9 protein-coding genes are annotated in these 10,185 nt (G+C 73.1%); 5 read left to right on the forward strand and 4 right to left on the reverse strand.

Annotated elements, in window-relative coordinates; all coding sequences use genetic code 11:
* Positions 1-107: 107 nt before the first annotated feature.
* Positions 108-1,895, forward strand: coding sequence for a hypothetical protein (locus ACFPA8_RS02710; protein WP_386441648.1), 1,788 nt, complete (start codon positions 108-110; stop codon positions 1,893-1,895).
* Positions 1,896-1,966: 71 nt separating this feature from the next.
* On the opposite strand, the gene ACFPA8_RS02715 is transcribed toward ACFPA8_RS02710, so the two are convergent.
* Positions 1,967-2,845: a MaoC/PaaZ C-terminal domain-containing protein gene (locus tag ACFPA8_RS02715; protein WP_386441649.1), complete on the reverse strand. Its 879-nt coding sequence runs from the start codon at positions 2,843-2,845 to the stop codon at positions 1,967-1,969.
* Between the two features lie 164 nt (positions 2,846-3,009).
* Here ACFPA8_RS02715 and ACFPA8_RS02720 point away from each other — a divergent pair, with 164 nt between their 5' ends.
* Positions 3,010-3,816 (forward strand): SAM-dependent methyltransferase, encoded by an 807-nt coding sequence (locus ACFPA8_RS02720; RefSeq protein ID WP_386441652.1) that lies wholly within the window; start codon positions 3,010-3,012, stop codon positions 3,814-3,816.
* Positions 3,817-3,950: 134 nt separating this feature from the next.
* Here ACFPA8_RS02720 and ACFPA8_RS02725 read toward each other — a convergent pair whose 3' ends face one another.
* From ACFPA8_RS02725 to ACFPA8_RS02735, 3 genes are all read right to left on the reverse strand, one after another.
* Positions 3,951-5,552 carry an MFS transporter gene (locus ACFPA8_RS02725; protein WP_386441655.1) on the reverse strand — a complete coding sequence of 534 codons (1,602 nt, stop codon included), beginning with the start codon at positions 5,550-5,552 and terminating at the stop codon, positions 3,951-3,953.
* A gap of 107 nt (positions 5,553-5,659) precedes the next feature.
* Positions 5,660-6,448 (reverse strand): cytochrome b/b6 domain-containing protein, encoded by a 789-nt coding sequence (locus tag ACFPA8_RS02730; RefSeq protein ID WP_386442785.1) that lies wholly within the window; start codon positions 6,446-6,448, stop codon positions 5,660-5,662.
* The gene (locus tag ACFPA8_RS02735; protein WP_386442788.1) at positions 6,426-7,094 is read right to left on the reverse strand and encodes a molybdopterin-dependent oxidoreductase; all 669 of its coding nucleotides are present in this window, start codon (positions 7,092-7,094) and stop codon (positions 6,426-6,428) included. The genes ACFPA8_RS02730 and ACFPA8_RS02735 overlap by 23 nt, the downstream gene beginning before the upstream one ends.
* A gap of 252 nt (positions 7,095-7,346) precedes the next feature.
* Between ACFPA8_RS02735 and ACFPA8_RS02740 the strand changes: the two genes are divergently transcribed.
* From ACFPA8_RS02740 to ACFPA8_RS02750, 3 genes are all read left to right on the forward strand, one after another.
* Positions 7,347-8,018, forward strand: a complete 672-nt coding sequence (locus ACFPA8_RS02740) for a class I SAM-dependent methyltransferase (protein WP_386441658.1) — start codon at positions 7,347-7,349, stop codon at positions 8,016-8,018.
* Between the two features lie 22 nt (positions 8,019-8,040).
* On the forward strand, positions 8,041-9,021 hold the full coding sequence (locus ACFPA8_RS02745; protein ID WP_386441661.1) for an N-acetylmuramoyl-L-alanine amidase: 981 nt from the start codon (positions 8,041-8,043) through the stop codon (positions 9,019-9,021).
* 210 nt (positions 9,022-9,231) lie between these two features.
* Positions 9,232-10,149 carry a hypothetical protein gene (locus ACFPA8_RS02750; RefSeq protein ID WP_386441664.1) on the forward strand — a complete coding sequence of 306 codons (918 nt, stop codon included), beginning with the start codon at positions 9,232-9,234 and terminating at the stop codon, positions 10,147-10,149.
* Positions 10,150-10,185 lie beyond the last annotated feature (36 nt).

Genomic DNA, 10,185 nt, shown 5'->3' on the forward strand with positions numbered 1-10,185 from the left:
CGCGCAGGCAATTCGCACATCGGCCACCCTTCCGCGTGAAGCGTGCGAACTCGCATTGTTCGGGCGGGACACGGCGCCTAGCTTTCCTCACTGGAGGTGATCGACCCATGACTGCCTGTGCCTCGGAGGGCATCGCGGCGGACAGCCGGACGGCAAGGCACTCCACTTTCACGATCGCGGCCGACGGCGCCTACGCGGCACGGCTCAACGCATCGGCGGAGGGCGGCTGGTATCCCGAGCGCTGGACCCTGGACGGTCCGGAGCCCTACGCGGTGCCGCTGCCCGGCGACCGCCCGGAGGAGGCCGGCAGCCAGGTGCTGCCGTTCGCCGACGGAAGGGTCCTCATCGCCCGGCGCGAGACGGGACGGTACTCGCTGGCGCTGCTCTACCCGACCGGTCCCGGCACGGGTGAACTGCGCCTGGGGGCCGTCGAGTCCGAGCGGCTCACGCTGCTGCCGCCCGCTCCGTGCGGGGGGCGCGCCTACGCAATGACTCCGGGCGAGCACACCACCGGCGTGTGGCTGGTCGCCGGCAGCGGCGGGGGAGGCCCCCAGCTCGTCGCCGAGGTACCGGGGCGCTGCTCGGGCGGAGCCTGGCTGGACCGCGAGGGGAGGCTGCTCGCCGTGGACCGCACGGACACGGCGGGCACGGGACGTACGAAGACCGTCGCGGTCGACCTCGCGCGGCACGGCGAGGTCAGCCCCCTGCTCCAGATCACGGACGACAGCGACGACCGCCTGCTGCTCGCCGACATCGACAGCGGGCTGCTGATCGTACGGTCGAACGCCCCCGGCGAGGCCCGGCTGGGCTGGGGCGTGCTCGGCAGTCACCGCCCCGTCCGCTTCCCCGAATCGCTGCACCCCGAGGGCGCGTTGCTGACACCGTTCGCCGTGCAGCCGGGGCAGATGCTGCTTCCGGAGAGCTGCGCCGTGGCACTGCACGGGCAGACGACGGGCGCGCGTGCGGGCGGTGCCTGGCTCGGCGTATGGCGCCCCATGCAGAAGGAGTTGCGCCGCTTCCGCGCACCCGGCGGCTGGCTGCCGGGGAAGGGCGTATGGACGCGGGAGGGCGAACTGCGTCTGCCCTGTGCGACGGCGCATGTGCCGTGCGGACTGGCACGGCTGCGGATGCGCGGGCGGAATCCGGCGGACGAGTCCAGGCCGACCGTCGCCGGGACGGGGACCGGGAACGGGACAGGGACCGGGAACGGGACGGGGACGGGCACAGGTGCGGTGGCGGGACCGGGCGCCGAGTCCCTCACCGGCGCCGGCCGTGGTCCGGAGCGGGAGCTGCTCCCGGTGCCGGGCCGCGGGGACGATTCACCGGCGGACGCCGGGGCGGAAGCCGCCACCGCCACCGCCGAAGCCGGGGCCGCCACCCCCACCGAAGCCGGAGCCGAAGCCGGAGCTGCCGCGGACGCCGGGCACGAACCGTCTACTCCCGCCGCCGGTCAGCAGTCCGGCGTCACCGGCGGCTCACAGGCGGACGCCCGACGAGCACCGGAACAGGGGCAGTCGCCCGGCGCGGGCTTCCACGCGGGGCCGCCGGCCCTCGACGGGACCGGCGGCGCCGACGCCGCGCCGTCCATGGGACGGCACGCCCCGCCACCGCCCCGACTCCCGCTGGAGAACGGACCGTTCGGTCAGGCACCCGCTGTCCAGGAGGCACCGGAGTCGGCAACGTCCGTCCCTCAGGGCCCTGTCCGCGCTCCGTGCCCGCCGGCCGTGGAGCATGTACCCGAAGGTCACGCGTCCTCCCCCGGTTCGCCGTCCGGCGCTCCGGACCGGTCACGCAGGCCGCTCGGCCACCCCCGCAAACCCGTCCCGCTCCAGGACGCTCCGCTTCCCACGGCCCTGCCCCTGCCGGAGGAATCGGTCCCCACGCGTACGGCGTGAACGCACCGGCTCCTTGAAGGCCGGGCCCGGCCGCCGCCGCGTCGTCGGCACCGGACTGGGTGCCGCGGCCGTCAGGAGTGCTCGACCACCGCGTCCGTCAACACGGGAGCCTCGTTCCGCTCGATCGCGGTGACCGCCAACTGCACGCTCCCGGCGCCTCGTCCGGAACCGCCCTCGCTCTGCGTCCACATGCTCACGCGCAGCGTCTCACCGGGGAAGACCACCCCGGCGAAGCGCGTGCTGTAGCTCCTCACCCGTGTCACGTCGCCGTCGAGCACTGTGTCGACGACGGCCTTGAGCACCATTCCGTACGAGCAGAGCCCGTGCAGGATGGGTCTGTCGAAGCCCGCGAGCCGGGCGAACTCCGGATCGGCGTGCAGCGGATTCCAGTCGCCCGACAGGCGGTAGAGCAGCGCCTGTTCCTCACGTATGCCGCGGCGCACCTCGCGGTCGGGGCTGCGTTCGGGCACCTCCGTACGCGGTGACGGCCCGCGTTCACCGCCGAATCCGCCTTCGCCGCGGACGAACAGCTGAGCCTCCGACGTCCACAACGGGCCGTCCTCGTCCGCCGTTTCGGAACGCAGCACGATGACCGCGGCCTTCCCCTTGTCGTACACGGCGGCCACCGAGGCCGTCTGCTCCGCACTGCCCTCGACGGGAATCGGCCGGTGCGTCCGTACCGTCTGCGCGCCGTGCAGCACCGACGTCGCGTCCACGTCGATCCCGGGTGCCGACAGCCCGCCCATGACGCCGAGACCGCCGCCGGCCACGGTGGCGAAGCTGGGCAGCACGTGCAGGCGGCTCTCCAGGGTGTAGCGCAGTTCGCCCGGCTCGGTCGCCGGTACGCCTGCGCCGAGCCCGAGGTGGTAGAGCTGAACGTCCTTGCGTCCCCAGCTGATCCGGGTACTGCTCGGCTCGGCGGACACGGCCCGTTCGACGTCGATGGGCATCGCTTCTCGGCTCCTTCGGCATGTCCGTACGCGCCGCCTTCTCAGACTGGCTTGTACGGCTCTGTTCCAGTACGGATCACTCCGGGGCACCTGCACGACCCCACCGGAAGCGTAAGACTGCTGCCCCGGCCGGAAGCCGGCCCATACCTTCAAGGGGGGACGTCTTGGACACGCACGGAGCTGCTGCCCGCGCAGAGGGCGAGATCGACACCAGCATTCCGCATTCGGCACGTATCTGGAACTACTGGCTGGGCGGCAAGGACAACTACGCCGTCGACCGCGAAGCAGGCGACCAGTACCGCGAAGCCTTCCCCGGCATCGACGAACTGGCCCGCGCCTCCCGCTACTTCCTCACCCGGACCATCCGCCACCTCGCCTCGGAGGCGGGAATACGTCAGTTCCTCGACGTCGGGACCGGTCTCCCGACGGTCGACAACACCCATGAGGTCGCCCAGCGCGCGAATCCCGAGGCGCGCGTCGTCTACGTCGACAACGACCCCCTCGTCCTGGTGCACGCCCAAGCGCTGCTCACCAGCTCCCCCGAAGGCCGGACCGCGTACATCGAGGCCGATCTGCGCGAACCGGGGAAGGTGCTCGCCGGGGCACGCGAGATCCTCGACCTGAACGAGCCGGTCGCGCTCATACTCAGCGGCGTCCTCGGCCACATCGCCGACGACGAAGAGGCCCGCGGCCTCGTCCGCGCGCTCATGGCCCCGCTGGCGCCAGGGAGTCACCTCTCGCACAACGACGGCGTCGACGAGAACCCGGAGACCAACGCGGCGCAGGACGACTACAACGACTCGGGGGCGGTGCCCTACAACCTCCGCTCCCCGGAGACCATCCGCAGCTTCTACGAGGGCCTGGACGTCGTGCCGCCGGGGATCGTACGCATCAACGAGTGGCGGCCCGACATCGGCGACGACGGAGCGGTCCCTGCGGCCGCCTTCGGCGGGGTGGCCCGCAAGCGGTGACGCGGTGAACCGGCCGGGAGAGCGCCGCCGCAGTCGCCGGACGTGGGCCCGTGACGCCGGGCAGAGAACGGCGAGCTGCGAGCCCGGGGGCCGGAACCTGAGTCACCGGTGTCCGGGTCGCGGGCCTGCCGCCCTCAGCCCTTGCCTGCGGAGCCGGCGGCCGGCTGCTCCCCGTCCTGCCGCTGCTGCCCGTCCTGCCTCTTCTGCCCGCGCTCTCCCGGCCGGCGGGGCTCTCCACGCTCCTCGGACTCACGCTCCGTCCGGGGCATCGCGAAGAGCACCAGCAGCGCGCACAGCAGGAGGATCCCGGTGGCGGTGCGGAAGGCCAGCCCGTATCCGGACGCCAGCGCCGCCGGGCTGTCCGCACCCTGGATACGAGCCGTGGCGACAGTCGACAGCGCGGCCAGTCCGAGCGAACCGCCCATCGTGCGCGAGGTGTTGGCCAGTCCGGAGACCAGCCCGGCGTCACCGGGCGGCGCCTGCGACATGGCCGCGGAGGCCAGCGGGGTCGTCGCCATCCCCGCTCCCAGGGTCATCACCACGCCGGGACCGGTGACCGTCTCGAGGAAGCCGCCGCCCGCGTGCATGCCGCTCTGCCACAGGGTGCCCGCCCCGGCGATCAACACCCCGGCCAGTGCCACGTTCCTCGCGCCGAACCGCGCCATCAGGTACGGCGCGGCCTTGGCGCCGACGACGATGCCGAGCGACTGCGGCACGAATCCGAGCCCGGCCTGCAAGGGTGTGTAGTGCAGCACGTTCTGCATGTACAGGGACATGAAGTACCACATGCAGAACATCGCTCCGCCGCAGACGAACATCGCCGCGTTCGCAGCCGAGACCGCCCGTCGCCGGAAGAGCCGCAGGGGCATGAGCGGCGCCGCGGTACGTCCCTCGACCGCGAGGAAGACCCCGAGCAGCACCAGCCCGGCGGCGAGCGGCACGAGAGACGTCGCCGAGGACCATCCCGCGGACTCCGTCTGCACGATGCCCCAGGCCAGTGCGCCGAGCCCCGCCGTGACGAGGACCGCGCCCGGCAGGTCGAGACGCCGCGGGGCCGAGGGGTCCCTGGCCTCCTTCAGCCACAGCGCCGCGGCGGCGAGCACGAGAGCGCCGACGGGCACGTTGATCAGCAGCACCCAGCGCCAGGACAGCACGTCCGTGAGCACACCGCCCACGAGACCGCCCGCGGCTCCGCCTCCGGCACCGACCGCGCCCCAGGTGGCGATGGCGCGGGTCCGGGCGCGGCCCTGCGGGAAGGAGGTGGAGAGGATCGTCAGCGTCGCCGGGGCGAGCACCGCGGCCCCCGTGCCCTGCAGTGCGCGTGCGGCGAGCAACTGCCAGGGCTCCTGGGCGAGACCGCCCAGGAGGCTGGCGACGGTGAACAGCGCGAGCCCCAGCAGGAAGATCCGTTTTCGGCCGAAGATGTCGGCGGCACGGCCGCCCAGCAGCATGAAGCCGGCGAACGTGAGCGTGTAGCCGTTGACCACCCACTGGAGTCCGGCGGCGTCCATCCCGAGGCCGCTCCGCATGGACGGCAGAGCGACGTTGACCACCGAGACGTCGAGCACCACGAGGAACTGGCCGACACACGCCGCCAGTACGACGACCCACATGCGGGCCGGAGCGGTCCCCCCGCCGTCACCGCCGGTGCGGGCGGAGCCGCTGCCGCCAGGGGCGCTGCCGTCGTCGTGGTCGCCGGGCCGAGTGCCCGGCCCGGTGTGTGCGGAGGAGGACATGGTGGCCATGCTCGCACCCGGCCGTCGCGCGGCCCACCGGATATTCGCTGTACACCGGAGGGCCGCAGGGCGTAGGACCAGGGTTCCGTACGCCCCGGAGAGGCCGGTCAGCCGCCGTCACCGCCCCCGCCGGAGTCCCCGTCGCAGTCGGCGTCGCAGTCCGCGTCGCAGCCGGAGTCGGCGTCGGCGTCGGCGTCGGCGGGCTCCCACAGCGGATGCTCACGCCTGGCCCAGGCGCGGTCCGCCATGCCGGTGCGCATCGCCGTACGGGCTTCCGGATGCGCCACGGCCATCGCGACGTGCGCCGCCAGTACGCCGCCGACGGCCAGGGCGAGCCAGTCGTGCACGAAGGTGGCGCTCGTACGCCAGACCAGCGGCGTGAGTCCGGTGAACCACATCAGCAGGCCGGTACCGGTCATCACCAGCACCGCACCCGCGATCCACGCGGCGAACACCTTCTGCCCGGCGTTGAACTTGCCCGCGTCCCACTGCTCCCAGCGGCCCGGATACGGACGGCGGGCACGCAGCGCCGCGCGCAGCCAGCGTCTGTCGTGCGGTCCGAAGCGGTTGAGGCGGCGCAGGTCCGCACGGAGCGGCCGGGAGGCCAGTCCCAGGAGGAGCGGTACGGGAAGCGCCAGCCCCGACCACTCGTGGACGGTCACCACGAGGGCACGGCGGCCCACGAGTTCGGCCAGTCCCGGCACGTACAGGCACAGTGCCGTGCCCACGCACAGCGCCATGAGCACCGCCGTGGCGTGGTGGCACCAGCGCACAGCGCGGGTGAAGCGCAGGACGGTACCGGACGGCGCGGGGCTGCCTGCGGTACCGGCGGGGCGGGCGGCGGCCGACCGGACGGGGGCCGGTTCCGCGTGTTCAGGCGGCTGTCGGAGCATCATCACGTCCGTTCGACCTTCCCACCCACGCGTCGACGTCGTAACCGCGCTTCTCCCAGTAGCCGGGCCGCACTTCGCGGGTGACGGTGATGCCGGAGAGCCACTTCGCCGATTTGTAGAAGTACATGGGTGCGACGTACAGCCGCACCGGTCCGCCGTGCGCGTGGCTGAGCGGCTTGTCCTGCATGCGCAGCGCGACGAGGACGTCGTCGCGCATGGCCTGCTTCAGGGTGAGGCTCTCGCTGTAGACCCCGTCGAAGCAGGTGAAGCGGACGGCGCCCGCTCCGGGACGTACGCCCGCCGCGTCGAGGAGCCGGGAGAGGCGCACCCCCTCGAAGGGCGTGTGCGGCACGCGCCAGCCCGTCACGCACTGCACGTCGCGCACCATGCGCTGCTGCGGCAGGTCGCGCAGTTCGGCGAGGCTGTACCGGCCGGGCCGTTCGACGAGACCGCCGACGGTGAGGGCGTAGTCGCCGGCACCCTTGTGCGGGACGGACGAGGCCACCGAGTAGTAGCGGAAGCCGCCGCCGTTGGGCAGCAGACCGCTCACCCCCGTCGGGTCCTTGTCGGAGACGGCGCCCAGAGCGCTCTCCATGCCCCGCTGAAGGTAGGGGGCCGCCACGAGCCCGGCTGCGCCGAGTCCGAGCATGCCGAGCACCACGCGCCGGCCCACGGGGGAACCCTGGCCGTCGGCAGGGGAGTTGTGCGGGGTCGGTGTGTCCACGTGAGTGATTCGAGCACTGCGTGACCCGGGGCGCCAGCGTTGTTGCGCATACGTCAGAGATCCGTCATCTCCCGGCACTGCCGGCGGTCCGTGCGTGCGCCCCTGACGGCCCGGCCGCCGGGCGCCCCCGCCGGTGGGGCAGCATGGGCGGCGACATCACGCCGCCGGAGGATCCAGATGACGCAGGCCCGCAGGGCGCCCGAGCCCGTCGCACAGCCCGGCCCCGCCACGTTCGCGGCCTTCGAGGCGGCCAAGGGTTTCATGCCGGCCGACGAAGGACTGGCCCTGTACGGCGCCGCAGTACGGGCGGCACGGCTGGGGCTGCCGCTGCTCGAGGTCGGCACGTACTGCGGACGGTCCACCTTGCTGCTCGCGGACGCCGCCCGCGCCGCGGACGTCACGGTGATCACCGTCGACCATCACCGGGGAAGCGAGGAGCAGCAGCCCGGCTGGGAATACCACGACCCGGACGTCGTCGACCCGCACAGCGGTCTGATGGACACGCTGCCCGCGTTCCGGCGCACGCTGCACGACGCGGGCCTCGAGGAGCACGTCGTCGCCGTGGTGGGCCGTTCGCCGCGCGTCGCGGCAGTGTGGGGCGGCGAGTTGGGGATGGTGTTCGTCGACGGCGGGCACACGGACGAGCACGCGACGGCCGACTACGAGGGCTGGGCGCCGCACCTCGCGCAGGACGGCCTGCTCGTGATCCACGACGTCTTCCCCGACCCCGCCGACGGGGGCAGGGCGCCGTACCGGATCTACTGCCGGGCGCTCGGCTCCGGCGCGTTCGAGGAGATCTCGGTGACGGGCTCGCTCCGCGTTCTGCAGCGTACGGGCCCGGGAATCTGACGGAGCCCGTAGCATCCCAGGCGTGCATGAGGGAAGCCCGTCACCGAACGAGAAGCCGCCGAGCACCCGTTGGGCTCCGGGGGCCGGAGCCGCGCGGGGCCGGGTGAGGCGGGTGACGGCCGTCGTGGCGGTGCTGGTGCCGGCCTCCTTCGCGGCCTGGCTGATGTGGCAGTCCGTCGGCGGGAGCGCCGAGGCGGGGAAGCCGGCGCCCACGCTGATGCCGCTGCCCACGTCGTCGGAGCAGGACTCGCAGTCCGCGGGCGGACGTCCGTCCGGCCACGGGGACGGCGAGGCGACGCCGCAGCCGTCCGGGCCTGAGCGGAAGCCTCTCGCGGGCAGGACCGTCGTGATCGACCCCGGCCACAATCCGCGCAACCGCGAACACGCCGCCGAGATCAACCGCACCGTCGACATCGGCACCTCGCGCAAGGCGTGCGACACGACGGGCACGGCGACCGAATCCGGTTACGCGGAGGCGGAGTTCACCCTCGATCTCGCCCGTCGCGTCCGCACCGGCCTGGAGAAGCTGGGCGCCACGGTGAAGTTGACGCACGACGGGGACCGGGAGTGGGGGCCGTGCGTCGACGCTCGCGCCGAGGCGGGCAACAAGGCCGGTGCGGACGCGGCCGTCTCCCTGCACGCGGACGGCGCACCCGCGGGTGAACGCGGCTTCCACGTGATCCTTCCCGAGTCCGTGGACGAAGGGGCCGCCGACACCCGCGCGATCGTGGGGCCTTCGCGCGCCCTCGGACGTGAACTGGTCTCCGCCTTCCAAGAGTTCACGGGTGAGAGGCCCGCCCGCTACATCAGCGGCGGGAAGGGCGTCGACACCCGCGGCGACCTGGGCGGTCTCAACCTCAGCCGGGTTCCCAAGGTCTTCCTGGAGTGCGGGAACATGCGGAACGCTCGCGACGCGGACGGGTTCACCGACAGCAAGTGGCGTGACCGCGCGGCCCGCGGAGTCACGGAAGGCGTCGCGGAGTTCCTCGAAGGGAAGCGCTGAGACGCGTCTGCCGGACGGGGTCCGGGGCGTGCGGCGGCGGCGCCGGGCACCCGTGTCCGCACGGCCCGGTGCTGCTGAGCACCGCAGAACCCGCCCTCCGCACGGTTTCGCACGGAAGGCGACCCGCCCTGCCGGGCGCCCGGCCCGTCCGTACGATGGGGTGCTACCCGGCCCAGAACAAGACCCCCTGAAACCTACTAAGGACCCCACGTGAACATCCGCTCGCTCACACGAGGCGATGGCGCGGTGATCGGGGCAGCGGTGCTGCTGCTGATCGCTTCTTTCCTCCCGTTCTTCGATCTCGATCGTGACTGCCCCATCGACTCCTGCAGCGTCTCCGCCTGGTCCCGGGCCACACTGCCGATGCTGCCGAGCGTGCACCTGCTCGGGCTCGTCGCCGCGGCGCTGTTCGTCGCGGCCCGGCTGCTGCCGGAGGGCCGCAAGCTCCTCGGGATCGCCCTGGACCAGTGGGGGTTGGTGCTGAGCCTGGTCGTCGGCTGGGCCGGCATCTGGTCGCTGGTGTCGGTGATGCTTCCCGTGCTGGACCAGCCGGACGGCGCGGCGGACCCCAACGAGAACTGGAAGCTGGGCGTCGGCGCGTATCTGACGCTTCTCTTCGCGCTGCTCCTCGCGGCGGCCGCCGTCGCCAACGCGCTGGTCCCCGCGATGAAGGCGCAGCTTCTCCCGGCGCCCAAGCCCAAGCCCACCCCGTACGGCGGGCAGCCGGGCGGCTACGGGTACCCGGGCCAGCCCGGTCAGCCCGGTCAGCCCGGTCCGTACGGCGGACAGCCGCAGGGTGGATACGGGTACCCGGGCGGGCCGCAGCCGGGGCAGCCGCAGCCCGGTGGGCCGCAGGCGGGTCAGCCCGGTCAGCCCCAGCAGGCTCAGCAGAGTGGTGGTCCGGCGGCAGGCGGAGGAGCCCCGGACCCGAACTTCCAGCCGTTCTGGTTCGCCGTACCGGTCACGCGTCCGCTCTTCGGTGAGGACGGCGGGCAGCAGCCCGTGGCCGAACTCGCCCCGGGCACCTGGTACTTGGCCGTGGACCAGCGCGGCCAGGCGCTCGTCGCGCAGACCCAGGACGGCCGCAGGGGCGTCCTGCAGGACACCTCGGGCATCCAGCGCGGCTGAGCAACGCCTGCTGCGCGCCCGAACTCACAGGCGGCG

Origin of the sequence: Streptomyces ovatisporus (assembly GCF_042653885.1) — a bacterium.
In the GTDB taxonomy this organism is placed as follows: Bacteria; Actinomycetota; Actinomycetes; order Streptomycetales; family Streptomycetaceae; genus Streptomyces; species Streptomyces ovatisporus.

Coding starts and splice junctions, on each gene's coding strand:
- ACFPA8_RS02725 (WP_386441655.1), bottom strand. CDS start 5,552: ATGTCCTCCTCCGCACACACCGGGCCGGGCACTCGGCCCGGCGACCAC.
- ACFPA8_RS02735 (WP_386442788.1), bottom strand. CDS start 7,094: ATGCTCGGACTCGGCGCAGCCGGGCTCGTGGCGGCCCCCTACCTTCAG.
- ACFPA8_RS02715 (WP_386441649.1), bottom strand. CDS start 2,845: ATGCCCATCGACGTCGAACGGGCCGTGTCCGCCGAGCCGAGCAGTACC.
- ACFPA8_RS02710 (WP_386441648.1), top strand. CDS start 108: ATGACTGCCTGTGCCTCGGAGGGCATCGCGGCGGACAGCCGGACGGCA.
- ACFPA8_RS02730 (WP_386442785.1), bottom strand. CDS start 6,448: ATGATGCTCCGACAGCCGCCTGAACACGCGGAACCGGCCCCCGTCCGG.
- ACFPA8_RS02740 (WP_386441658.1), top strand. CDS start 7,347: ATGACGCAGGCCCGCAGGGCGCCCGAGCCCGTCGCACAGCCCGGCCCC.